29 protein-coding genes are annotated in these 22851 nt (G+C 61.0%); 5 read left to right on the top strand and 24 right to left on the bottom strand.

Annotated features, from left to right (window positions below):
* Nucleotides 1–7 precede the first annotated feature (7 nt).
* Nucleotides 8–703 carry a tRNA (N6-threonylcarbamoyladenosine(37)-N6)-methyltransferase TrmO gene (tsaA, locus tag M5C01_RS11420; RefSeq protein WP_152737888.1) on the top strand — a complete coding sequence of 232 codons (696 nt, stop codon included), beginning with the start codon at nt 8–10 and terminating at the stop codon, nt 701–703.
* Between the two features lie 178 nt (nt 704–881).
* Here the strand turns inward: tsaA and fpr are convergent, their stop codons facing one another.
* A complete protein-coding gene (fpr, locus tag M5C01_RS11425) occupies nt 882–1661 on the bottom strand; it encodes a ferredoxin-NADP reductase (RefSeq protein ID WP_047526369.1) in 780 nt (259 codons plus the stop codon).
* Nucleotides 1662–1783: 122 nt separating this feature from the next.
* Between fpr and M5C01_RS11430 the strand changes: the two genes are divergently transcribed.
* Entirely contained in the window at nt 1784–2710 is a 927-nt protein-coding gene (locus M5C01_RS11430; protein ID WP_152737885.1) for a LysR family transcriptional regulator, read from the top strand.
* Nucleotides 2711–2722: 12 nt separating this feature from the next.
* Here M5C01_RS11430 and M5C01_RS11435 read toward each other — a convergent pair whose 3' ends face one another.
* The 3 genes from M5C01_RS11435 to M5C01_RS11445 form a co-directional block, all read right to left on the bottom strand.
* Entirely contained in the window at nt 2723–3088 is a 366-nt protein-coding gene (locus M5C01_RS11435; RefSeq protein WP_103499721.1) for a diacylglycerol kinase, read from the bottom strand.
* Between the two features lie 74 nt (nt 3089–3162).
* On the bottom strand, nt 3163–3813 hold the full coding sequence (gene erdR, locus M5C01_RS11440) for a response regulator transcription factor ErdR (protein WP_100938685.1): 651 nt from the start codon (nt 3811–3813) through the stop codon (nt 3163–3165).
* Nucleotides 3814–3867: 54 nt separating this feature from the next.
* The gene (locus M5C01_RS11445) at nt 3868–4578 is read right to left on the bottom strand and encodes a tRNA-uridine aminocarboxypropyltransferase (protein WP_152737883.1); all 711 of its coding nucleotides are present in this window, start codon (nt 4576–4578) and stop codon (nt 3868–3870) included.
* 228 nt (nt 4579–4806) lie between these two features.
* On the opposite strand from M5C01_RS11445, the gene M5C01_RS11450 reads away from it, so the two are divergent.
* Together M5C01_RS11450 and M5C01_RS11455 are read left to right on the top strand one after the other, a co-directional pair.
* Complete coding sequence (locus tag M5C01_RS11450) at nt 4807–5235, top strand: PA3611 family quorum-sensing-regulated virulence factor (RefSeq protein WP_103499723.1); 429 nt, start codon at nt 4807–4809, stop codon at nt 5233–5235.
* Between the two features lie 241 nt (nt 5236–5476).
* Nucleotides 5477–6592: a TIGR00730 family Rossman fold protein gene (locus tag M5C01_RS11455; protein ID WP_152737880.1), complete on the top strand. Its 1116-nt coding sequence runs from the start codon at nt 5477–5479 to the stop codon at nt 6590–6592.
* A 13-nt stretch (nt 6593–6605) separates the two neighbouring features.
* Here M5C01_RS11455 and recX read toward each other — a convergent pair whose 3' ends face one another.
* The 20 genes from recX to M5C01_RS11555 all read right to left on the bottom strand — a co-directional run bounded on the left by recX (nt 6606) and on the right by M5C01_RS11555 (nt 22275).
* Nucleotides 6606–7073, bottom strand: a complete 468-nt coding sequence (gene recX / locus M5C01_RS11460; protein WP_103499725.1) for a recombination regulator RecX — start codon at nt 7071–7073, stop codon at nt 6606–6608.
* 8 nt (nt 7074–7081) lie between these two features.
* Nucleotides 7082–8146, bottom strand: a complete 1065-nt coding sequence (gene recA, locus M5C01_RS11465; RefSeq protein ID WP_103499726.1) for a recombinase RecA — start codon at nt 8144–8146, stop codon at nt 7082–7084.
* Between the two features lie 83 nt (nt 8147–8229).
* Nucleotides 8230–8730 carry a CinA family protein gene (locus tag M5C01_RS11470; RefSeq protein ID WP_152737877.1) on the bottom strand — a complete coding sequence of 167 codons (501 nt, stop codon included), beginning with the start codon at nt 8728–8730 and terminating at the stop codon, nt 8230–8232.
* Between the two features lie 227 nt (nt 8731–8957).
* Nucleotides 8958–9494, bottom strand: coding sequence for a lysis system i-spanin subunit Rz (locus M5C01_RS11475; RefSeq protein WP_152737874.1), 537 nt, complete (start codon nt 9492–9494; stop codon nt 8958–8960).
* The gene (locus tag M5C01_RS11480; RefSeq protein WP_152737871.1) at nt 9476–10105 is read right to left on the bottom strand and encodes a glycoside hydrolase family 19 protein; all 630 of its coding nucleotides are present in this window, start codon (nt 10103–10105) and stop codon (nt 9476–9478) included. The genes M5C01_RS11475 and M5C01_RS11480 overlap by 19 nt, the downstream gene beginning before the upstream one ends.
* Before the next feature lie 59 nt (nt 10106–10164).
* Nucleotides 10165–10674, bottom strand: coding sequence for a tail fiber assembly protein (locus tag M5C01_RS11485; protein WP_152737868.1), 510 nt, complete (start codon nt 10672–10674; stop codon nt 10165–10167).
* A gap of 8 nt (nt 10675–10682) precedes the next feature.
* On the bottom strand, nt 10683–11855 hold the full coding sequence (locus M5C01_RS11490; protein WP_218171235.1) for a tail fiber protein: 1173 nt from the start codon (nt 11853–11855) through the stop codon (nt 10683–10685).
* Between the two features lie 11 nt (nt 11856–11866).
* On the bottom strand, nt 11867–12466 hold the full coding sequence (locus M5C01_RS11495) for a putative phage tail protein (RefSeq protein WP_152737866.1): 600 nt from the start codon (nt 12464–12466) through the stop codon (nt 11867–11869).
* Entirely contained in the window at nt 12454–13494 is a 1041-nt protein-coding gene (locus tag M5C01_RS11500) for a baseplate J/gp47 family protein (protein ID WP_152737863.1), read from the bottom strand. Before M5C01_RS11500 ends, M5C01_RS11495 begins: the two co-directional genes overlap by 13 nt.
* The gene (locus tag M5C01_RS11505) at nt 13484–13882 is read right to left on the bottom strand and encodes a phage GP46 family protein (RefSeq protein ID WP_152737860.1); all 399 of its coding nucleotides are present in this window, start codon (nt 13880–13882) and stop codon (nt 13484–13486) included. Before M5C01_RS11505 ends, M5C01_RS11500 begins: the two co-directional genes overlap by 11 nt.
* A complete protein-coding gene (locus M5C01_RS11510) occupies nt 13882–14391 on the bottom strand; it encodes a phage baseplate assembly protein (RefSeq protein ID WP_100938670.1) in 510 nt (169 codons plus the stop codon). Before M5C01_RS11510 ends, M5C01_RS11505 begins: the two co-directional genes overlap by 1 nt.
* 188 nt (nt 14392–14579) lie before the next feature.
* Nucleotides 14580–15623, bottom strand: a complete 1044-nt coding sequence (locus M5C01_RS11515) for a phage baseplate assembly protein (protein ID WP_152737859.1) — start codon at nt 15621–15623, stop codon at nt 14580–14582.
* 3 nt (nt 15624–15626) lie between these two features.
* Nucleotides 15627–16913, bottom strand: a complete 1287-nt coding sequence (locus M5C01_RS11520; RefSeq protein WP_152737857.1) for a DNA circularization N-terminal domain-containing protein — start codon at nt 16911–16913, stop codon at nt 15627–15629.
* Nucleotides 16903–18660, bottom strand: coding sequence for a phage tail protein (locus M5C01_RS11525; RefSeq protein WP_152737855.1), 1758 nt, complete (start codon nt 18658–18660; stop codon nt 16903–16905). Before M5C01_RS11525 ends, M5C01_RS11520 begins: the two co-directional genes overlap by 11 nt.
* 130 nt (nt 18661–18790) lie before the next feature.
* Entirely contained in the window at nt 18791–19087 is a 297-nt protein-coding gene (locus M5C01_RS11530; protein WP_100938666.1) for a phage tail assembly protein, read from the bottom strand.
* The gene (locus M5C01_RS11535; RefSeq protein ID WP_100938665.1) at nt 19084–19431 is read right to left on the bottom strand and encodes a phage tail tube protein; all 348 of its coding nucleotides are present in this window, start codon (nt 19429–19431) and stop codon (nt 19084–19086) included. Before M5C01_RS11535 ends, M5C01_RS11530 begins: the two co-directional genes overlap by 4 nt.
* 66 nt (nt 19432–19497) lie before the next feature.
* Entirely contained in the window at nt 19498–20994 is a 1497-nt protein-coding gene (locus tag M5C01_RS11540; RefSeq protein ID WP_152737853.1) for a phage tail sheath subtilisin-like domain-containing protein, read from the bottom strand.
* Entirely contained in the window at nt 20994–21176 is a 183-nt protein-coding gene (locus tag M5C01_RS11545; RefSeq protein ID WP_103498942.1) for a DUF2635 domain-containing protein, read from the bottom strand. Before M5C01_RS11545 ends, M5C01_RS11540 begins: the two co-directional genes overlap by 1 nt.
* On the bottom strand, nt 21173–21757 hold the full coding sequence (locus tag M5C01_RS11550) for a hypothetical protein (RefSeq protein WP_152737852.1): 585 nt from the start codon (nt 21755–21757) through the stop codon (nt 21173–21175). The genes M5C01_RS11545 and M5C01_RS11550 overlap by 4 nt, the downstream gene beginning before the upstream one ends.
* 170 nt (nt 21758–21927) lie before the next feature.
* Nucleotides 21928–22275, bottom strand: coding sequence for a phage holin family protein (locus M5C01_RS11555; RefSeq protein ID WP_152737850.1), 348 nt, complete (start codon nt 22273–22275; stop codon nt 21928–21930).
* Nucleotides 22276–22667: 392 nt separating this feature from the next.
* On the opposite strand from M5C01_RS11555, the gene M5C01_RS11560 reads away from it, so the two are divergent.
* Nucleotides 22668–22851 (top strand): hypothetical protein (locus M5C01_RS11560; protein WP_248764308.1); only part of this gene is annotated, 184 nt, incomplete at its 3' end.

Below are 22851 nucleotides of genomic sequence, written 5' to 3' on the forward strand. Positions count from 1 at the left end.
CCGGACCATGACCTATAGCGTCTCCCCCATCGGTTTCGTGCGCTCCTGCTTCAAGGAGAAGTTCGCCATCCCGCGCCAGCCACAGCTGGCGCCGGCTGCCCGCGGCGTGCTGGAGCTGGTCGCGCCGTTCGACCAGGGCGAGGCCGTACAGGGGCTGGAGCAGGTCAGTCATGTCTGGCTGCTGTTCCTGTTCCATCAGGCCCTGGAAGACAAGCCACGCTTGAAGGTGCGCCCGCCGCGCCTGGGGGGCAATCAGTCCATGGGGGTCTTCGCCACCCGGGCGACCCACCGGCCGAACGGTATCGGCCAGTCGGTGGTCAAACTGGACCGGGTCGAGGCCCAGCGCCTGTGGATCTCCGGCATAGATCTGCTGGATGGCACGCCGATTCTCGATATCAAGCCGTACGTGCCCTACGCCGACATCATCCCTGGCGCCGTCAATGCCATCGCCAGTGCCGCGCCGGGGCTGATTCCCGTGCTCTGGACGGAGGGTGCACTGCAACAGGCCCATGAGCATGCTCAGCGCCTTGAAGAGCCCTTGGTCGAACTGATCGAGCAATGCCTGGCCCAGGACCCGCGTCCGGCTTATCAGAAGCCAACCCCCGAACGGGAATACGGCGCCCAGTTCTGGGATCTGGATGTACGCTGGCATTACCCGGAAACCGGGACGATACGCGTACTGGAAGTGATCCCCGCCCGCTAGAAACGCCAGAAACACAAAAGCCCGCGCTGCCTTTCCAGGCAACGCGGGCTTTTTGTTTCAACGCCGACGCTTTTTTCTGTAGGAGCAAGCTTGCTCGCGATGAACGATGACGCGGTGTACCTGAAAAACCGCGCTGCCTGCATCGCCAGCAAGCCGGCTCCTACAGATAAACCGAGGTTTATTTTTCGACGAACGCGCGCTCGATCAGGTAATCGCCCGGCTCACGCATGCGCGGCGAGACTTTCAGGCCGAAGCTGTTGAGCACTTCGCTGGTTTCGTCGAGCATGCTCGGGCTGCCGCACAGCATGGCGCGGTCGTCCTGCGGGTTGATCGGTGGCAGACCGATGTCACGGAACAGCTTGCCGCTGCGCATCAGGTCGGTCAGGCGGCCTTCGTTCTCGAACGGCTCGCGGGTCACGGTAGGGTAGTAGATCAGCTTCTCACGCAGGGCTTCGCCGAAGAACTCGTTCTGCGGCAGGTGCTCGGTGATGAACTCGCGGTAGGCCACTTCGTTGACGTAGCGCACACCATGGCACAGGATGACCTTCTCGAAACGCTCGTAGGTTTCCGGGTCCTGGATCACGCTCATAAAGGGCGCGAGGCCAGTACCGGTGCTGAGCAGGTACAGGTGCTTGCCCGGCTTGAGGTCGTCAAGCACCAGCGTACCCGTAGGTTTCTTGCTGATGATGATCTCGTCGCCTTCCTTCAGGTGCTGCAACTGGGAGGTCAACGGACCGTCCGGCACCTTGATGCTGAAGAATTCGAGATGCTCTTCCCAGTTCGGGCTGGCAATGGAATAAGCACGCATCAGTGGTCGGCCGTTTGGCTGCTGCAGGCCGATCATCACGAACTGACCGTTTTCAAAGCGCAGGCCCGGATCGCGGGTGCACTTGAAGCTGAACAGGGTGTCGTTCCAGTGGTGAACACTGAGGACACGCTCGTGATTCATGTTGCTCATTTGGATGGGGCTCCTGGAAATGTGGCCTGCGCCGTCAATTAGCGCGATTGCATAGCATTCTAATGGCGGCGACAATATCTGTTAACTGAATTATCAAGATAAGGGTTATCGGTTATATAGATATGCGATTTACTCTCCGTCAACTTCAGGTCTTCGTCGCCGTCGCCCAGCAGGAAAGCGTGTCCCGGGCAGCCGGGCTGCTGGCCTTGTCGCAATCCGCCGCGAGCACCTCGATCACCGAGCTGGAACGCCAGTCGAGCTGTCAATTGTTCGACCGTGCCGGCAAGCGCCTGAGCCTCAACGCCCTGGGCAAACAGCTGCTGCCCCAGGCCGTGGCACTGCTGGACCAGGCCAAGGAAATCGAGGACCTGCTCAACGGCAAGTCCGGTTTCGGCTCGCTGGCGGTGGGCGCCACCCTGACCATCGGCAACTACCTGGCAACCCTGCTGATCGGCCGCTTCATGCAGATCCACCCGGAAAGCCAGGTCAAGCTGCATGTGCAGAACACTGCCAATATTGTGCAACAGGTCGCGCACTACGAAATTGACCTGGGTCTGATCGAAGGCGATTGCAGCCACCCGGACATCGAGGTGCAAACCTGGGTCGAGGACGAACTGGTGGTGTTTTGCGCCCCCCAGCACCCGCTGGCCCAGCGTGGCCAGGCCAGCCTGGAAGAACTGACCCGTGAGGCCTGGATCCTGCGTGAACAGGGCTCAGGCACGCGCCTGACCTTCGACCAGGCCATGCGTCATCATCGCAGCGCGTTGAATATCCGCCTGGAGCTGGAGCATACCGAAGCGATCAAGCGTGCGGTGGAGTCGGGGCTGGGGATTGGCTGCATTTCGCGTCTGGCCCTGCGCGATGCGTTCCGCCGTGGCAGCCTGGTGCCGGTGGAAACCCCGGACCTGGACCTGGCGCGCCAGTTCTATTTCATCTGGCACAAGCAGAAGTACCAGACCTCGGCCATGCGCGAATTCCTCGAACTGTGCCGTTCCTTCACCGCCGGGGTTCAACGCAGCGATGAGATCGTCCTGCCGACCATTGCCTGACGCTACCGGCGCTTAAAGCAGAATCACCGCCCAGACCAGGGCGATCATGCTCAAGGCCACGAATTGCGCGGCACTGCCCATGTCCTTGGCATTCTTGGACAAGGGGTGACGATCGAGGGAAATGCGGTCAATGGCCGCTTCGACCGCCGAATTGAGCAATTCGACGATCAGCGCCAGCAGGCACACGGCAATCAACACCGCGCGCTCGACCCGACTGACGTGGAACAGGAACGTCAGCGGGATCAACACCACGTTAAGCCAGACTAACTGACGAAAAGCCGCTTCGCCGGTAAAGGCCGCACGTAAGCCATCGAAAGAGTAGCCCACCGCGTTGAGCATGCGTTTAAAACCGGTTTGACCTTTGAAGGGCGACGGCATAGGTAAGCAACTACGTGAAGTGGAGTAGGAAAACTAACTCAACCGACGTCAAACAAAGATGAAAGAACCCACGCCTACTGGCTCGAAATTGACTCAAGTTGTTGCAGCAGCAGTGCGGCCTGGGTCCGGGTGCGCACCCCCAGCTTGCGGAAAATCGCCGTGACGTGGGCCTTGATGGTCGCCTCTGAAACACTCAACTCGTAGGCAATCTGTTTATTCAACAAACCCTCACAGACCATGGTCAACACCCGGAACTGCTGGGGCGTCAGACTGGCCAGGCCGGCACTGGCGGCCTTGGCCTCGGCGGACACGCTGACGGCTTCGAACGCCTGGGGCGGCCACCAGACATCGCCATCGAGGACACTGCGCACCGCTTGCTGGATCACTTCCAGGGAACTGGACTTGGGGATAAAGCCGCTGGCGCCGAACTCACGGGAGCGCACCACCACCGAGGCTTCTTCCTGGGCCGAAACCATCACCACCGGAATCTGCGGGTATTGCCCGCGTAGCAGCACCAGGCCGGAGAAGCCGTAGGCGCCCGGCATGTTCAGGTCGAGCAGGACCAGGTCCCAGTCGGCTTTTTCGGTGAGACGGGTTTCCAGCTCGGCAATGCTGGCCACTTCCACCAGGCGTACATCGGGCCCCAGGCCCAGGGTCAGCGCCTGATGCAAGGCGCTGCGAAAAAGAGGATGGTCGTCGGCAATCAAGATGTCGTACGTGGTCATTTTTCCAATGATCCTGTTTTTATGCGTCAGGCTCGACGCTGTGCGTCCATTAGATTACAGGAAAGTCTTCAGATGCTCGTGGGCTTCGTCTTCAGTGTTGATCGGCAGCTGAAACTTGGCGCCCAGGTAGTGCGCGGTAAACACGTCCAGTAACGCGTCCAGCCCCTGGGCCGCACGGGTGTCCCCAGCCAGTTCCAGGCACAGGGCCGCCACTTCCGCGGTACAGAAATGATCATCGCGTTTGGAACGACGCAATTTGTAGCGGGACAACTGTTCGGATTCCAGGCTCAACACCGGAAAACGCTCCAGATAAGGGCTCTTACGAAACATCTTGCGCGCCTCGGTCCAGGTCGCATCCAGCAGGATGAACAGCGGGCGCTTGCCGGGTGCCGGCTGTACCTGCGTCACCACCCGTTCCGGCGCCACGAACTCCCCCGGGAATACGATAAACGGCTGCCACTGCGGATCGTCCAACAGGGCCAGCAGTTGCGGATCGACTTCGGTCCGCGACCAACTGAAGGCGCTGGTGTCGGCGATCACATCGGCGATCAGCCAGCCGGTATTGCTCGGTTTCATCGGTTCGACGTCGTGCATCAGCAGGCACATGGCGGAATTCGACGCCACCCTGGGGCGCCAGGCGCACAGGCAATACTGAGGAATCACACGGCAGCCCGGGCAACGCTCGGCGCGTGAGCCGCGTGCGAGGAAGGGTGTTTTGGCACGGGCCAGGCGCTCGGCACGTAAACGGGATACGGCGTGGCTCATCGTGAAGAAAGTCGGCGGGAGGAAGGGCTGAACACGAACAATACGACTCGCAAGGGCAAAAGTGCGCGGAGTTTAGCAGAGAGCCCGGCGAGGTTTGAGCGCTCATCCGTCGACATTTCCGTCAGTAGCGCCCTAGTAGGGCCTACAACCGCCCTCTATACTTCGCGACCACTGAACGCACGCCCCGGTAACGGGTCGAAGCACCAGTTACCGAATCAGGAGAGTTGCATGCTGCGCCTTATCGTACCGTCCCTGGCCCTTTTGCTGGCCCTGCCCTTCAGTGCCCAGGCGGCATCGCTGAAGGATTTCGAACTGAACAAGATGCTCAAGGACGTGGCCGAGCAGAGCAACGAAGGCCTGCCCCGTGAGATCGACGAGAACATCCTTGACGTCGGCTACACCGTTGAAGGCGCCGAACTGATCGACCACCTGAGCGTCCAGGCCGATTACGCGCAAAATATGCGCGATAACGCCAAGGCGGTTTACCTGCAACTGGGGGCCAGCGTCTGCCGTAACGCCAACTACCGCAAATTGATGGCCAAGGGTGCGGTCATGCGTTACGAGTTCACCGAGAACAAGACCAACCGTCCTGTGGCCTCCGCCCGTTTCGTGGAAAGCGACTGCCCGACGGAAACCCCGGTGAAGAAGAAAAAGTAACCCCTGCCATATCGCGCGCCGCCGTTCATCTTCGGCGCGCCGTTTCACCCCCGCGCCTGCGCGCAACGCCACTGACAAGCTGCTAAAGTCCTTTGCAAAGAGGCAATAAGCGGTTGCCAGACATGACTTTACAGGCTCATCATCAAATCGACATGGCACACATGCGACACATGCAGTGACGCGGCCTTGGCGAACTTTTCTTTCGGCCAAGCCAAGGGTTCCGTGCAGAAGGAGACGTTGAATGCCTTACCAACCGAATGACTTGCTGTCCCGTCATTTCCAGAACAATGGGATCGACCTCAGCCGGATCGAAGAGCAACTCGACCAGGTTGCTCCCAACAGTCCGAACCTTGAGCTTTACCGCGACATGATGCTGACCGTCCTGCGCATGGCCCAGGATGACCGCAACCGCTGGAATGCCAAGATAGTCCTGCAGACCCTGCGTGAACTGGAGAACGCCTTTCGCGTACTCGACCAGTTCAAGGGCCGGCGCAAGGTCACCGTGTTCGGCTCGGCGCGAACGCCCACCGAACACCCGCTCTATGCCCAGGCCCGCGCCCTGGGGACCGCGCTGGCCCAGTCCAACCTGATGGTCATCACGGGCGGCGGCGGTGGCATCATGGCCGCGGCCCACGAAGGTGCCGGCCTGGAACACAGCCTCGGGTTCAATATCACCCTGCCCTTCGAACAACATGCCAATGCAACCGTGAACGGCACGCACAACCTGCTGTCCTTCCACTTCTTCTTCACCCGCAAGCTGTTCTTCGTCAAGGAAGCCGATGCACTGGTGCTCTGCCCCGGCGGCTTTGGCACCCTTGATGAAGCCCTGGAAGTACTGACACTGATCCAGACCGGAAAAAGCCCGCTGGTCCCGGTAATTCTGCTGGATGCCCCTGGGGGCGGCTTCTGGCAGGGCGCGCTGGACTTTATCCGCAATCAGCTGGAGGCCAATCACTACATCCTGCCTGCCGACCTCAAGCTGATGCGCCTGGTCTACAGTGCCGACGAGGCCGTGGAAGAGATCAAGCAGTTCTACAGCAACTTCCACTCCAGCCGCTGGTTGAAGAAACAGTTCGTGATCCGCATGAATCATCCGCTCAACGACCGCGCGATGGCGCAGATGCAAAAGGACTTTGCCGACCTGTGCCTCAGCGGGTACTTCTATCAGGGCCCCTGCAGCGAACCGGAACACGATGAACCCCAGTTCAGTCACCTGACGCGCTTGTCGTTCGCCTTCACGGCTCGGGACCAGGGGCGCTTGCGGGAGCTGGTGGACTTTATCAACCGGACGGAAAACTGGAGCAAGGCCAAGGCGCTGGCACAGGAGCACGCGCGCGAGCCGATCAAGGCGACGTGATTACCACCCTGCCTCAGTCATCCAGCCCTCGGCCGCTGAACAGGCGGCCGATCATTTCCATGGAATAACCCCGATAACTCAGGAAGCGTCCCTGTTGGGCACGCTCACGGGCGTCGGTGGGCAAATGCCCGGCGAACTTTCGACGCCAGGTGTCTTCAAGCTGGGCTTGCCAGTCGAAACCGCTTTCACGCAGGGCCAACTCGATGTCGGCACGTTGCAGGCCGCGTTGGCCCAGCTCTTCGCGAATACGCAAAGGGCCGTAGCCGGAACGGGCACGGTAGGACACGAAGCTTTCGAGGTAACGGGATTCGGACAGCAGCCCCTCTTCCGTCAAGCGGTCGAGTTCGGTGTCGATCATTTCAGGGGAGGCGCCGCGCTGACGCAGTTTACGCGTCAGCTCGACTCGACCGTGCTCGCGTCGCGCGAGCAGGTCCATGGCAGTGCGCCGTACGGCGACCGGGGTATCCAGTACGGCGGTCATCGTCTTACTCAGAGATCAGCGTCAGCCAGGTCGTCTTCGGTTGCGACGACAGCGGCCGCACCGGAGTTGGCCTTGGTGTCTACGCCTGGAGTCAGCAGCTTGTCACGCAGTTGCTTCTCGAGGGTCGCGGCGATTTCCGGGTTATCCGCCAGGAACTTGGCCGAGTTGGCCTTGCCCTGACCGATCTTGCTGCCGTTATAGCTGTACCAGGCACCGGACTTCTCGACGAAACCGTGCAGCACGCCCAGGTCGATCATCTCGCCATTGAGGTAGATGCCCTTGCCGTAAAGAATCTGGAACTCGGCCTGACGGAACGGCGAAGCCACCTTGTTCTTCACGACCTTGACGCGGGTTTCGCTGCCGACCACTTCGTCGCCTTCCTTCACCGCGCCGGTACGGCGGATGTCCAGGCGCACCGAGGCGTAGAACTTCAGCGCGTTACCACCGGTGGTGGTTTCCGGGCTGCCGAACATCACGCCGATCTTCATGCGGATCTGGTTGATGAAGATCACCAGGCAGTTGGCGTTCTTGATGTTGCCGGTGATCTTGCGCAGAGCCTGGGACATCAGGCGGGCTTGCAGGCCGACGTGCATGTCGCCCATTTCGCCTTCGATTTCCGCTTTTGGCACCAGGGCGGCCACGGAGTCGACGATGATCACGTCAACGGCGTTGGAGCGCACCAGCATGTCGGTGATTTCCAGGGCCTGCTCGCCAGTGTCCGGCTGGGACACCAGCAGGTCGTCGACATTGACGCCCAGCTTGCCGGCGTACTCAGGGTCCAGGGCGTGTTCGGCGTCGACGAAGGCACACGTTGCACCGGCTTTTTGCGCCTGGGCGATGACGGAAAGCGTCAGGGTGGTCTTACCCGAGGATTCCGGACCGTAGATCTCTACGATACGGCCTTTCGGCAGACCGCCGATGCCCAGCGCGATGTCCAGGCCCAGGGAACCGGTGGAGATCGAAGGAATCGCCTGACGGTCATGATCGCCCATCCGCATGACGGCACCCTTGCCGAATTGACGTTCGATCTGACCCAAGGCCGCAGCCAAGGCTTTCTTCTTGTTGTCGTCCATTAAAGTCCTCACGTAATCAATAAGGCCTGACGGCCAACACCTGTATAAGTAGCCAGTATTATTCCACAGCGTTGGCGGATCGCCTACCCCTGATTTGCGATTTCTGCTTCCGCCCGTCGTAACAGGCCTTCCAGGGCGGCCTGCACCGTCTGTCGACGGACGGCGTCGCGGTCGCCGGGAAAGTGCCGGAGTTCGGCGCTGACGTCGTCGCCGCAGCCCCAGGCCAGCCAGACGGTACCCACGGGTTTCTCGGCGGAGCCGCCATCCGGCCCGGCCACGCCGCTGACCGCCACGGCGTAGCGCGCGTTGCTGTGGGCCTGGGCCCCCCGGACCATGGCTTCGACCACTTCCCGGCTGACGGCACCGACCTGATCGAACAAGGCCTCCGGCACCTTCAGTTGAAGGCTCTTCTGCCGGTTGGAGTAGGTGACATAGCCGGCTTCGAACCAGGCCGAGCTGCCGGAAATCCGGGTGATCGCCTCGGCGATGCCGCCGCCGGTACAGGACTCGGCGGTGGTGACATCGGTCTTGAGCGTCTGCAAGCACTTGCCGAGTTCAGCGGCAAGCCGGGTGATTTCGTCCATGTTCCTCTCCGGGTCAGGCAGCCCTCCACCCCCTCCCTGTAGGAGCGAGCTTGCTCGCGATGGTAGCCGGGACACCGCTGGGCATCAGATCCCCCGCGTTATCGTTGACGACCATCGCGAGCAAGCTCGCTCCTACAGGGGGAGACGCGGGCCAATCTATATTGGGTCAAAATGAACACCCTACACGAGCGCACTACGCTTTCAAGACACAACATTGCATCCGGATGTCAGTGAGAGACCGCCCCGGCATACGCCTGACAGGCCTTCAAGGCAATCAGGGCGCGGTCGCCGTCGTCGGTGATGGCGATAATTCGTTGAGCATGCGCCGGGTCAAGTCGGGCTCTTGTGGCTGCATGAACCACGCCGCCGGCGGCGGTGGCGGCTGGCACGTCGCAGCCACTGGCAGGATCGTTGGCGTCGAGGAGGACTGACAGCCGCAGATCAGCAGTGGCAATACGATCACGCAGGCGAGCTTGATCCTGTTGCACATCGTTCAGCTCCTTGGAATGGGTTTGGTCGCTGGCCTGGAGCCGTTGCTCCAGGACCAGGCGTTTGTCCTGCTCGGCCCGCTGTTGCGCGGCCGCGGCGAGGGAAATCCGGTTGAGCGTGTCGGCCAGCAACCGGGCTTGGTGCTCCAGTTGCTGGCCGTAGCGCCAGTCTTGAATATGCCAGGCGCTGGCCGCCGCAGCGCCGGCCAACAAGGCCAGCAATGCGACGACAACGCCCAGGCGCCAGGGCGCCGGGATCAGGTCGAGGAGGCGCATAGCACCGCCCTCGCCCGGGCCCAGAGTTGCAGTCGATCCTCGAGGCCGTTCAGGCCGCCGTTGATCTTGCGGGTGATGCTGTTGAACTGATCGGCGTCGGCCAGGGCGTTCAACCCTTGTTGCTCCCAGAACCAGGCCGCCGACTCAGCGGCCCATTGCGGTTGTTCCAGCAGTTCCGGTTGCTGCAACAGACGTTCGTCGCCGAACAGCCCGAGACTGCATTGGCGATAGTTGCTGCGACCGGTGATCTGGATCAGCCCACGACCGCGATAGTTCCAGCCGTCGCCGGACGATGCATCGCCGTTATCCATACGCGATGCATAGACGATGTTCGCAATCTGCTCCGGCTGCCGGGCGACCTGCGCGGCCAGGTCCGGAGTAAACCGGCTGGGCCAGGTGGCGACCAGGGCCTGTGCGCCATAGTTCAGGTTCTCGACCACCGACCGCAGTTGGCCTGACTCGTGGCCAGCTTGCGCCAGGAATGCTGCAACGCGCTGCGTGGTAACGATCTGATAGGCGTTCATCGCTGTGTTGAGCACAGGAACAAAAACGCCGGCTTGGTCGCCGGCGTTCGGGAGGATCTGCAGCAACTGCCGCTGGGTAATGGGCATGGCTTTCTCCGAGCACAAAAAAACCGCTCGATGGCGGCGGGTGGTGGCCTGGTTTTTGATCAGGCCGGTGGTGCGGGCCAGTCAATCGATGCTGGGAATCCGGGCTGCTGATCAATTCGGTTGACTGCAATCCGGTACTGTTTCCAAGCGTGCAGGCTCTCAGTGTCAGCGTCTGTAGCTAAACCCAGATCAAATGCATCTTGCAATGGAGCAATTCGAATGGCAGCTACCCCCAGCAACCCATCGCGACGACCTAAGGCCAGTGCGGTTAGCTCGACAGATGTAGGAGGTGGTGGCGTATCGGTTGCATCCACTGGAACGGTTAAACCAAGATCTTCAATCACATATGGATCTTGGCTACCGATGTAATAGACGGTACCGCGATAGTCATCAACAACCTTCCATGCGCCGCCGTCGCGAACAGCTACTTTATTCTTTCCTGTGACGGGTGGCGCATCGGTGTACGCATTAGCGGGAATAAGCCAGCGGCCCTCATCGAGCGGGTCAGAATCAGCTAAACTATCGCCCAAATATTCGCCAGTAACAGGGTGTGAATTATAAATTTTCATTTCTTTCCTCAATATTTAATGCAATACAACAAAGCAAGGTTACGCGGACGAGTTTCAACCCCACCAGTGGCGCTAGTAGTCCCACCATTAATACCGTTGGAGCCACCAACTTGGGCTGCGGCCCCAACCACGCCAAGAATTGTGCGGCTATCTTGTGCATGGGTATGACTCGAAAACGCATCTATTTGAAAGGACCCGAAAGTACGACCCACATCAACTCCACGCCCAGCGTCCCAGCCGCGAACAAATTCGCCACGCAAGTCAGGTAAATTGAATGTGGTTGACCCGTCGCCTCCCCCAAAGACGGTACCAATAGCAGAGAACAGCGCCGCATATGTTGTACGAGATATCGCAGCACCATTTGCTATCAAATAACCCGACGGCGCCGCGGAGGTAGCGGAAGAAATAATGGTCCCAGCGGGAAGAGTACTCAGTGGCAACGGATCAAGAACAACGATGTCGGTTCCGTCATACTCGACATCAGCGAGCTGTCCAGCGGCGAGGACCACTGCGATTTTGTTACCGCTGGAATCGTATTGTTTCAGGGTTTTCGCACCTAACCCAGAAATATTCAGGGTGTCATTGCCAACACCTGCTGCACTGAACTTCACGCGAAATCGCTGATTTGCTACATAAGCGGTGACGGCAGGAGAAGGTGTCAGCGTGAACGATGGCGCATTACCGGCCGTGGTGAAGGCGGTCAGTATCTGCGACTGAGTAGCAACTGCCAATTTTTTCGGTGTCACTATTGTCACATCGTCCACACCAGCGTTGGTAAGAGCTTGTGTGGCAACCTTGGCCCAACCAGGAGCAGCTTCAGTCGCCTGGGCTATATAAGCTACCAGCTTCTGTAGAAGTTTTTTGGGGGTCACAGCAGTTGCATCGTCAGTTCCTGCAATTACCTGAGTCCCAGTGGATAATTTCAATATCCCAGCAGTGATCTCCGTCGCAGACCCTGGGGTATTATTTGTAACAATCGTCAAAATTGCATTAGCCAATTGACCATTATCAACTTCATTAGGAGTTAATCCGGCTTGCTGAATCACACCCAGTATTTCGGTAGTAACCGCGTTCCCCCACTCAGCCGGAATCAACGACCCCGGTGTTCCATTCACCGGGTTTTCATCAACAAACTTGCCATTCACCAGCCCAACGCTGGGGACGCTTTTTGGATAATCCACGTTTCTATCCTCTAGTCATAATTGATATGCACCAGCGTATGCGCCGGTGCACTGCGATGTATCAGGCATTCCAGAGCACTGCCGGGGTTGGCGCCAAAACGCTCGCCCCAATAGCTCGCACCGAAACGCCGGCCCAGAAGCAGTCGGCCACCGGTGTTGAGCGTCCACATGAACTGCGCCTGCCAGGTGCCAAAGCGCGCCTTGCCGAACCGCGACCGCCCCATGCGCGGGGCTTGATATTCGGTCACGCTGGCGTTCGGATAGCCTTGGCTGCGGGCGATATCGATGAAGTAACCGACACTCTGCCCCCCCACCGCCAACAACCGCCGACGCACCGCCACACGGCGATCGTCGAACAAGGGAGTGGGCCCCAGACACGGATCGGGCAGGTTCATCACCCGCTCCCAATCCGGCACCAGCTCACTGACCGTCACCGGGTCCACTTCATTGATCAGGTCAACGGCCCGGGCATCAACCCGTGCCAGTTCCTGGGCGATCCCCAGCAGCACCTGCTGGATCTCCGGCACTTGCTCCGGATCCCAGGCCGGCCCCGCCGGCAACAGGCTGCGCAACTGCTCCTGGTATTGCTCGGCCGTTCTTACTCCAGCCATACGCAACCTCCGAAAGTCAGCAACTGGTTGGTGGCGGCTGGCACATCGGCGGACGGCGAGACCAGCAGGTGATCCTGCTCGCCGCTGGCACTGCTGATCGACTCGGCGATATGGGTCAGCAACAGCGTGTCGCCCAGGCCCGCCTCACGATCATGCAGGTCCTGCAACTCGGCCTCGACGGCTGCGCGGATGGCACTGGTATCCGGGATCAGGCGCAAGGTGTAGGTCACCGGGACCAACACCGGCGCCAGTACATGCAACTCGGCGGTCACCGGGCGCAACGGGTCGATATAGGCCTGGACCAACGCCAGTTGCCCATCGTCCGGCAGCGGCACCGGATCATCGTCGCGCATCACGAACAAGCCGACGGTACCCGGCCCCAGATAGCTGCCGCGACACCAGGCCCGGGTAATCCCCGGACACTCCAGTGCCCAGGTTTCGTAGTCGGCCGCCGAACCGCCGTTGGGAATAATGCGATAGGAACTGATCACCCTAGCCCGCAACGATTCGATACTTTCCGCCGCGACACCACCGCTCAAGCCCGGATCCAGCACCATGAAGGTGTTGCCGATTCCTTGCACCGGCTGCACCGGAAACAGGGTCAGACCGGCATCGCCATTCCCCAGGCTGCCGGCATCCAGCGCCTGGATCTGCGCGGTATTGGTCCCGCCGCTGGTGGTGCCACCCACCGTCACGGTGTAACTGCGTCCATCACTGGTCTGCAGCAGGGTCCCGGCATCGAGCACTGCCCCCGCCGCCGCGGTATAGCTGACGCTGCCGCTGGCCGATTGCGCCGCCTTGCGGGGTTGATGCAAACGCAGCGCGGCAATGCGTTCCAGGGTGGTGTCATCGGCGGTGTCAGGCAGGATCTGATCGGCGATCCAGTCGAGGTAGCCGTAGAGGCCGAAGGCCGCGCCACTCAGGGTGCGGGCCAGGACCTGTGCATCGGACTGGCGCAGCGAATCGCCGGCCAGGTCGCCTTGGGTGCGATTGATCAACACCGGTAGCGAAGGGGTTTCAAACGGCATAAGTCACCTGCCAACTATGGTTCGGGTTGATATCCAGGCGCTCGCCGCTGGCCAGGGTCAGAACCGTACGCAGGTTCAGTCGCTGGGCGTCGAGCCGTTCGGTTTGAATCTCGATGGCGCTGCAATGGCCGTCGTCGAGCAGCCATTGCAAGGCTTCGCGGGCATAGAACTCAGCATCGAGCTGGGTCTGCGCGGTGAGCTTGACCCGCCGCAACAGCCACAGCCGCGAGCCGATACGGTCGTCGGTCACCGAGGGAAAACTGTCGCCCCACCAACCGAAACGCTCGTCGTCATCGATCGGGTCATCGGTATTGGCGCGACGCCAGGTAAACAGGCTGATCAGCACCGAACGGGTCAGCGCCGTCTTCAGGTCGTTGGACACGAACATCAGGCACCTCCCGTCGGCGCGCCGGTCTGGCCGTTACCCGGCTGGATGCCGCCGTGCACATGTTTCATCTGGCTGATGCCGCCGGCGACCTGGTCGCCCTGGGAGACGATCTTGCCGGTCTGGGTCAGGCTCGGGGTGTCGATGTTCACCGCGGTACCGGCGCGAATGTTCAGGGTTCCGGTTTCGATATCGATGATCCGGCCACGCTTGAAGTGGATCTTGTCGCCTTCATCGGTGTAGAGGGCGATTTCGCCAGGGGCGAGGTTCTGCAGGCGGTAGCGGCGGTCGGCGACCACCAGGACGATAGCGTGGGAACGGTCGCCGCCGAGAAAGGTGGCAATGCCTTCGGCGCCGGCCAGCGGGTTGCTGGTGAAGCCGTAGGGTTCGAAGTGCTCCATGTCGTCGTTCACTTCACCGGCGGTCAGGCGCATTTGCAGCGATTGCAGTTTGTTGGCCGAGTTGGCGAGCACGACAGTGCCGCGCGCCAGCAGGCGTGTCAGTAGGCTCATAGGGGGTCCTTGGGCAAGCGGAGTGTCAGGAGGGCCGCCTTCGCGGGCAAGCCCGGCTCCTACAGTGTCCGAGTTGAAGCTGAGTTTTGTGCGCAACCGAAACCCTGTAGGAGCAGGGCTTGCCCGCGAAGGCGTCGCAACTGCCGCAGTCGTATCAGGAACTTCGGCACTGCCTTCAGGAAGGCCGATTACCTGGCTTTGGGCGGAGCCGGGGTAGCATCGAAGACCTGCGGTGGCGCCACCACCAGGGTGGTGATCGAGCCCTGTGCGGACAACGACCAGGTCACCTTGGAGATAAGCATGTCCTGATCCACGTCCAGCACCGGATCCTTGACCCGCACGGTCAGGTTGTGTCGCCACAGATCACCGTTGGACTGTCGCCAGCCTTGCACGGTGTAGGTGGTCGTCAGGGCCTTGGCGCGGCGTGTCGCCCGTTCCCAGTCAGCCCGTTGCTGGGCCAGCACTGGAGTGATCTGCGCGCTTTCGCTGATCACCGTGACGCGCTGGCGATCCGGACTGGTCTCGCTGGACACCCCGGAAACTTCGCTCACTGCGCTGCCGCTGTTCTGGTCGCTGCCCTTGTGCTGGCCGATCACCCGGTACTCGGAAAACACCGCGCTGTAGTCTCTCGCCGTATTGGCCGAAAGAATGTTCTTGCCCAGTTCCAGTACATCAGTCGCTCGCCCGGCACTGCCGGGCTTGGCGAGTACCAGGTTGCCGGCCGCATCATCGGTGGAGAACACCCGATACAAAGTCAGCAAGCGGTCGATGGACTTGAACACCGTCTCACCTGGCACGATGCTGTGGGTTTGCAGTTTGGTGGTTTCCGGGATCTCGCTGCGCACAGTGACCTTGTAGGGCTTGGCCAACGCCTCGACGATCTTCAGCACGCTCTGTTCACGCCATTGGCTCGGCTGGTTGATGGCCGCGCAATCCACCAGGTCCTGGGTCAGCGAACTGCCCTCGACGGTCAGGCTGATCTGATTGCCGTCATAGCTGATGGGCGCCTTGAACACGTAACCGGTCAAGACCTGGTCGCAGCCGATCATGACCGAACAACGGGCACCGGCCTTGATCGGCAGGGCCTGGGTCTGTCCCGGCCATTTCCAGGTGATACCGAGCTTGAAGGTGCGGAACTGACGCTCGAGATCGGCCGTGATCTCGATGGTCTTCCAGCCCTCATAACTCAGGCCGTCGACCAACAGGACGACAGCATTGTCGATGTCGTTCATGGCTTACTCCTTGGAGACCTGCAACGGCACCGGCGGTATGAAACCGGGGTGCGAAATCCGGTTGCGCTGCACCACCTCCCCCACCCGCGTGGCATCACCGAGCTTCTGGTAAGACACGACCAGGGCCGGCTGGGTGCTCTTGGGCGTCAGGTCAACCAGCCGCACTCCGTTGGATGCCACTGCGTTGAGATGCTGCGTCAGGGCCTGGCGGACGGTACTGAGTGCCTGGTACTGCACCGCGTCGGCCTTGAGCGCCGCCTGCCAGATCACATCGTTGAGGCTGTCACGCAGCGCCAGCACATCGTCGACCACCGGCACATCGGCCCGCTGCACCGGCTGCTGGGCTTGTTGGGCCAGCGACGGTGTGCTCGTCAGTTTCACCGCCGGCGTCGCCACCGGGATCATTGAGACAAACTGGGAGATCTGGACCAGCAAGGCATCCTGGATCAGGTTCACCGTGGCCTGTGAGGCCGCGGCGGAGTCCTTGCCAATGGTCAGTTTTGAGGCGTCGAGGGACTTGGCGTCCTCGACCTGTTTCGACAGGTCGGCCAGCATTCCGTGATAACCCTGGACGGCAAAGTCTTTCAAGCCCCGAACTTCGCCCACAACGCTTTTGACTTCGCCCACCAATCCGTTGAATTCCCCCAGCACGCTTTTAACCGCGGCACTCACTTGCTGGGGGAACTCCTTGACCGTGCGAACCAGGGCATAGATGTTCGCGTACGTTTCGATCAGCGGTTGCAACTCCTGCTCGATCACGTGATACGCCAGAGTAATCCCCTTGCGCAGGTTTTCCAGGCCGATCCGCGCCTGGTTGATCTGCGACATCGCCCCATCGAAACGCGCCACCGAAGCGTCGAGCAATTTGTCCGACGCCACCTGCAATTGCTTCTGGGTGTTGACGACGGCCTTGGGGAACGGCAGCGGTTCGTCCGGGTAGAACTTCAGGTTGAAGGTCACCAACCCGCCATCCTTGCGGGTCTGGGTCATGTCGCACTCGCCGACCTTGACCTGCATCCGTCCCTGCCACGGGTGAACCAGTTCGCCGCTGCCCTCCTCCAGTGCCTTGAGCAGCGCGTCACGCTTCTCAAGGCAATCGGCGCCAACGATAAAGGCGGTCAGTTCATAGATCTTCGACTGCTGGCCGAGACCTTCAAAAAACGACCGGTCGCGCTGCGGGTATTCATGCAACTGGCCTTTCTGGCCGACCGGGTTTTTCGCCTGATCGACCCAGAAGGGTACGCCGCGAAACGACGCCGGCAACAAACGATCACGCCAGCTAGTCGCCATAGGAACCTCCGTAGGAAAGCGAGCGATAGCCGACGCGAGGCGTCAGGTCCAGGCCCGGTTGATTGGTTTGCGCTTGGTCGACGCGCAAGCCCGCTGGCGCGTCCTTGAAGTTCACGGTCAAGCCGCCTTCGAGTTGCGTGCGGTTGTTGGCGGCGGTTTGCTGGACAAGGCCGCTGCCGTTGCCCGTCAGACCGGAGTCGCTGCTGCTCGACGAATCGCCCCAGTTCCAGAAGGAAGAACCGCTGTCATTGGCCGCCTTGGCATTGCCGGCCTCTTGTTGCTGCGCCAGGCCATCGACCTGGCCGGTGACCTTGGCGACAAAGTCACCGAAACCACCACTGAACAACGCCTTGATCGGCGTGATGAAGGTTTGCAACTTGCTCCACCAGCCAGCGAACCAGGCGACAATCGGATCCCAGTTCTTGATGATCATCCCCAACGGAGACCAGTCGAACATCGTCTGGAAAAAGTCCATGACCGGTGTCGCCAGGCTTTGCAGTACATCCCACAAGTCAGAAAAGACCTTGCCGATGGGCTCCCAGTTGGCGACGATCAGCCCGACAGGGGACCAGTCGAACAAGGTCTGGAAGAAGTCCTTGAGCGACTGCGCCGTGTCTTGCAACGCGGCCCAGATCGTGTCGAAGTAAGCGCTGATAGCGCCCCAGTTATTGATGACCAGCACCAGCGGCGACCAATCGAACAGCATCTTGAGGAAATCCACCGCCGGTGCGCTTGCCACTTTGATCGTGTCCCAGAGCTCACCGAAAAAGGCGCTGATCGCCCCCCAGTTATTAATGATCAGCCCCAGCGGCGACCAGTCGAACACGCCCTTGAGAAAGTCCATCACCGGCACGGCCAAGGCCTTGAGCAATCGCCAGATCGAATCGAAGAGCCCCGTTACAGCCCCCCAGTTGTCGATGACCAGGCCCAGTGGCGTCCAGGAAAACAGCTCCTTGAAAAAATCGAACACCGAAGCGGCTGCCGTCGTGATCGACTGCCAAAGGCCGGCGAAAAACACGCTGATCGTCTCCCAGCCCGCGCTGATCATCGGCATCGGCGACCAATCGAGCAGCGCCTGCAATCCCGACATGAAGCTGGCCGCCATGCCTTTGATATCGCCCCAAAGTCCGATGAAAAAGCCTGAAATCGGTTTCCAGTAAGCAACGATCAGCGCCGCGGCAAGGGCAAAACCCACCACGACCAAACCGATCGGCGAAGCGAGCACACCCACCACCGCTGCCACCCCGGCCACCGCACCTTGCAGGACGGTGAACGCCACCGCCCCCGCCGCCAGGCCCTGGACCAGATTCGGATTGGCCGCCACGAACTCGGCGACGCGGCTCACCAGCGGTACCAACGCCGTCACTACGGAATTCACCACAGGCAACAACGCCTGGCCGAACTTCAGGGAAACCTTGTCGACCGCCTCACTCAAACTCGCCAGATTTTTTGCCGTGGGCCCTGAATCAGATCCCTCGGCGCCCTTGCGGGCCTCGGCCAGCTTGTTTTCCGCCTCGATCGCTGACTTGACGCCCTCGACAAAAGGCGCCGCCAAGCCTTCGCCCTTGAACAGCTCCGAGAGATCCAGCTCGCCCAGGCCGCTGTCCTCCAGGCTCTTTTTGAAACTTTCGACTTTCTTGCTGACCCCTGACAGGTCGTCGTCCATTTTCTGGACGCCATTCACGACAAGGGCCATGTTCACAACCGTCTGGGTATTCGCCGTGAGCGTGTTATTGGTCGTAGCCATCACTGCACCTGCTGCATCGCATTGATCCGTTGCGCGTGCTCCAGGGATTCCCGGAGCACATCCAGTGGCCTGGCCATCATCTGTTCGGGGTCAACCTTCCAGAACCAGGCCAGGTCATAGGCGACCGCAATCAGCTCGCCGATGGCTGCGATGCCGCACTCATGAAAAAACCCGCCACCGCCCAGCTCAAGGTGTTGAGGTCGGACAGGTCCAGCTGGTTGACCGACGACGGCGGGATACCGGCGCAGACCGCGATGTACTTGGCCGCGACATCCATGTCGAGGCTGACATCTTCGCCCTTGTCGATCTTGTACGGCAGCGCCTTGATCGCCCGCACTTCCTGCACCGTCGGACGGCGCAGGGTGAGTTCGCTCAGGGGTTCGCCGTGGGCCTCGATGGGCACCTGCAACTTCACCGGATCAGTCATTGCCAGGTCCCCTTGATGCCTTCGAATTTCAGCGCGATGGTTGCGTCGTCACCCTTGGCGGACGGGGTGTCGCTCAGATAGGCACCGGCCAGGACGTAGACCTTGCCATTGCTGAATTCGCAGGTGACGGTCATGTCGGTGCCGGCGACCAGTTGCTTGAGCGGGAAGTCCGGCGTGTACAACGCGGTCACCGCGAAAGTGGGAGCGACGTCGGTTTCCTTGTAAAAACCCGGCACGACCGTTTCCCGTTTGACGAACATCAGCGGGGCTTCGCAGCCGCCATTGATAGTCAGTTGAGCGCCGTCCACTTTGACGTAGCAGGTGCCCGCAATCAGTTGACCCATGGTGTATCTCCTTGCAATAAAAAGCCCGCATCGAGCGGGCTGGGGTTACGCAGTGTGGGCAGGCGATCAGGCCGCCGCGTCGTACTGCAGGCGGAACTGGTTGAGCAGCGCGAACACACGCAAGCCGTTGATGTAGTCCGGCGGGAACAACACGTTGACCCGGCTCGGGTCCTGGCTGTCGCGCTCGACGATCAGGTGATCGGCGAACATCTCGGCGTTCTCCACGTGACCTTCCAGTTCGAGCTTGGCGTACTGGGCAATCAGTTCACCGCGAATGGTGCTCGGGGTGAGGATCGGCTGGCCGGCGCCGAAGCGGGTGCCATCGTCCGCCAGCTTGTGGCGACCGTACTTGCTGGTGATCACGCTTTGCAGGCGGCGCACGATAAAGGCCGACTGGTGCATGGTCTCGCTGTCCAGGTAGGAGTTATCCGCCTGGCCGTAAGCATTTTTCTGGTAGGTGGTGATCGCCCGCTGGATGCGCACGTAACCGCCTTCGTAGTACGCGGTGGCCAGACCGTAGCTGAGCAGCGACTGACGTTCGGTCAGGGTGAAACGCTCACTGGCCGCGGCCGGGTCGATACCCGCCAGGCTGCCGCTCTGGGTCGGACGGCTGGCATCGGCGGAGATGAACACCGAAGTCCGCGCGGCCAAGGCCGCGGCCTGGACCCAGAACGGTTGTGGCACACCCGGCTCCATGGCCAGGATGGTCATGTGCTGATCGTTACGGGTCTGACCGGCAGCCACCAGGGTGCCGACAGTACCGCGCTTGGCGGTGTAGACATGACCGAACAGTTGCTTGGACCAGGACCAGCGACCGACACTGTCGTCCATCGCCGATTGCCAGGTATTCAGGGTCGCCACATCGGACCAGGGCTGGCTGATGAACTCGAACGGTTCATCGCCGAGCGCCGCGAGTGCGGCCACCTGATCCGGCACACCGGTGCCACCGGCCATTGGCGCGGGGACGATGGTCAGGCCGGCAGGCGTCTGCTCGCCATTGCTCTTGCCCAGGCGATTGAACTGCAGGTTGATGTCGTTGCCGCTGTCACCGGTCCATTTGCAGCTCAGGGTCACGGTGCCATCAACGGCCACGGCGCTCACCGGCAGGTCGGTCGCGGCGTTGACTTGCAGCGCCAGGGTGGTGGCCGCCTGGGCGGCGGTCGCCCCGTTGACCACGGCGGCCTGGACCCGCACACCACCGACATACAGGTTGAGCACGCCGCTTTCGGTGGCGGCGCCGGTCAGTTTCAGATCAGCCTTGGCGATGCTGCCCACCGTGTTTTGCAGCGGCAGGCACCAGATCTCGCCGATCGGATCGGTCTTGCGCCAGGTGTCGTACATCGAGGCGAGCATCGAGCCCTGGCCACCAATGCTTTTCGCCAGGGCGACGCTGGAAACCAGCACCAGGCTGCCGATTTCGGTGCTGGTGGCGTTGTCGTTGACCTGGGCGACGATCAGGCCGCGCAGGGTCGACGACGCGCTATTGGCCGCCGAGTTGTCCATTTCGGCGTAGAACAGCGGAACACGCAGGTCCGCGGGGATGTTGCTGAATCCGATAGCCATTATTGGGCATCCTGTGGTTGTGCCGCTTGCACGGCGTTGAGGGTGATATCGCCATCAGCCAGACGACGGCGCCACCAGGCGCTGTCGGCCACTTCACGGCCTTCGAGCGGTAGCAGGTCGCCGGCTTCCAGATCCGGTACGGCGCGGCCCGGGGCCGGCACTACGGTGATGCGTTGGGTCATTGCGTTACGTCTCCAGAGAAAGTCAGCTCCAGGCGCCCGTCGGGGCCTGGGCGGTGCAGATTGGGGTCGGCGGGATCGATGGCATCGACCTTCACCGTGACCCCGGTAAAAGACGGCAAGCCGTCCAGTTCACGCTCGTGCCAGGTTTCGGCCGGGTCCGTGGAGCGGTTGCGCCCCAGTTGGAACTCGGCGAAGAAATGCAGGCTGTAGAGCAGACGGGTGGCGTTGATCGAGATCAGCCCGCCGCCGTCGTATTCGATGGGGTTGTAATAGGTGTCGGGTTTGAAGCCGACCAGGGCCCGCCAAAGTTCGGCACGCAGGCCGTGGAGTTGGTCGAAGGCCTGGGCGCCGTTGCTGGCGTCGAGCACCAGGGTCAGTTCCAGGCGATCGGTCAGGGTTTGGCGGGCGACGTTTTGTGAGGTGTCCTTGTTCGCCAGGTCGGTCATCAGCGTGACAAAGGCCGCCGGGGTTTGCAGCGTGGTGTTGCTTTGCAACAGATCGAGATCAAGGCCGGTGGAAATGTGATTGGCAAGACTGGGGCATTGAGCACGCAGTTGCGTGAGAATCGGGGTGATATTCATGGGGGTTCACCGGGTAATAAAAACCCGTCGATTGACGGGTTCGACAGACAATCATTCGCCTCCAGAAAGCCCGCGTCCTTGCGGGCTGGGCCCTGCTCTCGGGCCCGGTGGTTCCAGTCCGTTGGTGATTCCGAGGGAGTCATGAGCGCTTTATTCGGATTGCTATCCGGCTATTGTTCCGGCCTGGTCTCCGGGGGAGGCGTTTCGTCAATCCCCAAGCGCCTGGCCGCCCAGCGTTCATAAATGCCGATGGCGGCGTCCGCACCGGCCATGGCGGTCAGGCAGCCAAAGGCACCGGCGGTCCAGATCGACACGCCGGCTGCGTACAGCAGCATGATGGTCGACACGCCACAGATCATGCAGGCCCCGGAGCGCAATACCAGGCGCCGCAGCAGCACCCAGCCGCGGGCACCGTCCTTGTCGGCGCGCCACATTTCGCCGGAAACCCCGCCGACCACGGCCAGCAGGATGACCAGCCAGATAGGCATGTCCACCAACGCTTGTTGCTCGCTCGTCATGTCACGCCTCCTGCAATAAAAAGGGCCATTCATTGGCCGGTGATGGTTTGGGCTTGTCGTTCAAGGTGAAGGGTTCTCTTCAGAGCCCGCGTTCGGTGGGCATTCCAAAAAGCCCGGTCGCCCAGGCTTTTCAGTAATGCGGTCCTGATGCCCGGTCCTGGAGCCGCTCGCGTTTTCGGCGATGGGGGCTTCTGTCCTGACACCTGATCTTTCGGCGCTACTGGCGCGGTACGGATCGATTCAAATTGTTCTTCCGACCGCGACCCTGTCCGCCGGATAACTGCTTGCGGTGCTTTACGCTGCACACCCGGGTCAGTTGCCAACCCTCTGAACCGTTGAGGCCGGTTCATCGCTGCCTGTTCTTTGAAGCGGTGTCACTAAAGAGCGGTGGGTTGCCCCTGGCATCTCTGCCTGTCACCGACCTTTCTGGCCGGCTTGAGACAAAGAATATGCATGTATGCATATACAGTCAATGCACAAATGCATTTATTTATGCATGCCATTTGCGTAAACGCATGGAAGCCATGCAGATCAAGGGCTGGGCTTTTTGGCGGACGAAAAAAAACCCACATAGCT

This window comes from Pseudomonas sp. MWU12-2319 (assembly GCF_023242525.1).
Classification (GTDB): Bacteria; Pseudomonadota; Gammaproteobacteria; order Pseudomonadales; family Pseudomonadaceae; genus Aquipseudomonas; species Aquipseudomonas gingeri_D.